This window comes from Micromonospora sp. D75, from assembly GCF_018070405.1.
Classification (GTDB): domain Bacteria; phylum Actinomycetota; class Actinomycetes; order Mycobacteriales; family Micromonosporaceae; genus Micromonospora; species Micromonospora chalcea.
In genome coordinates this window covers 1-1,515 of sequence record NZ_JAGPXV010000944.1, presented here as the reverse complement: position 1 = coordinate 1,515, position 1,515 = coordinate 1, and the positions used below count along the sequence as shown (strand labels likewise).

Here is a 1,515-nt window from a genome sequence, read left to right as displayed (position 1 = left end):
GCAGCACATGACCGCGCTGCTGGACGCGCATCTGGCCGCCGAGCGGGACGGCTTCAGCCTCGACGTGCGGCTGCGCATCGCCGCCGGTGAGGTGGTGGCGCTGCTCGGCCCCAACGGCGCGGGCAAGACCACCGCGCTGCGGGTGCTCGCCGGGCTGCACCCGCTCACCGCCGGGCACCTCACGCTCGACGGCGCCGACCTGGACCGGCCGGACCGCCGGATGTGGACGCCGCCGGAACGGCGGCCGGTCGGCGTGGTGTTCCAGGACTACCTGCTGTTCCCGCACCTGAGCGCGCTGGACAACGTGGCGTTCGGGCCGCGCCGCCGGGGCGCCGACAAGCGGGCCGCCCGCGCCCGTGCCCAGGAGTGGCTGGACCGGGTCGGCCTCGGCGACCAGGCCCGGCGCCGGCCCCGGCAGCTCTCCGGAGGGCAGGCGCAGCGGGTCGCGCTCGCCCGCGCGCTCGCCGTCGACCCGGCCCTGCTGCTGCTCGACGAGCCCCTGGCCGCGCTCGACGCGCGGACCCGGCTGGACACCCGCGCCGAACTCCAGCGCCACCTCGGCGCGCATCCCGGCGCGACGCTGCTCGTCACCCACGACCCCCTCGACGCGCTGGTGCTCGCCGACCGGCTGGTCATCGTGGAGCACGGCCGGGTGGTGCAGGAGGGTGACGCCGCCACCGTCACGGCGCGGCCACGCACCGACTACGTGGCCCGGCTGGTCGGCCTGAACCTGCACCGCGGCCGCGCCGACGGGCACACGGTCACCGTCGGTGAGCTGGCACTCACCACCGCCGACACCGTCCACGGTGACGTGTTCGTCGCCTACCCGCCGGCCGCTGTGGCGCTGCACCCGTCCCGGCCCGAGGGCAGCCCGCGCAACGTGTGGGCGGCCACCGTCACCGGCGTGCAGCGCCACGGCGACAACCTGCGCGTGCAGCTGGCCGGCCCGGTCGAGGTGGCCGCCGACGTCACGCCCGCCGCCGCGGCCCACCTCGGGCTGATCCCCGGTCGGCCGGTCTGGGCGGCGGTCAAGGCAGCGGAGACGCGCGCCTATCCGGCGTGACAAACACCGCTGGTCGCGGCATGTGCGCAGGTGAGAGGTTTGATCTGCGCTCAACCGGTCACTGGGACGGTAGCGACGACGCAAAGGGGGACACGGTGCCCGACATGATCCGCAACAGGTCCAGTCAGGACGCCGACCTGCCACGGGGAGTCACCGACCCGTTGCTCTGGCGGGCCGCGTACGACGTGGCCGTCGCGCACCGGCCCGACGAGTCCGGCCGGTGCGAGAGCCTGCTGTGTGACGGTCAGGTCGCGCCGTGCGACGCGCTGACGGCGGCCCACCGGGCGATGGAGCTGGCCGGGGACCGGCATGCCGACCGGGCCGAGCCGGAAACGTGGCGTACGGAGCAGCGGCGGCGCGCCGCCTGAGCACCGGGTCGCGGGCGGTTCGAACCGTTGACGCCCCGCTTCCGTGTTTATGATCGACAACTCGGTCGGAATGCGGGGAAGAGG

General features: G+C 75.3%; 2 protein-coding genes. Both read left to right on the top strand.

What is annotated here, in order from left to right; translation table 11 throughout:
• The first annotated feature begins 7 nt into the window (after positions 1–7).
• Positions 8–1,063 (top strand): ABC transporter ATP-binding protein, encoded by a 1,056-nt coding sequence (locus KBX39_RS30930; RefSeq protein WP_069088485.1) that lies wholly within the window; start codon positions 8–10, stop codon positions 1,061–1,063.
• A 104-nt stretch (positions 1,064–1,167) separates the two neighbouring features.
• Positions 1,168–1,431: a hypothetical protein gene (locus KBX39_RS30925; RefSeq protein WP_205796395.1), complete on the top strand. Its 264-nt coding sequence runs from the start codon at positions 1,168–1,170 to the stop codon at positions 1,429–1,431.
• Positions 1,432–1,515 lie beyond the last annotated feature (84 nt).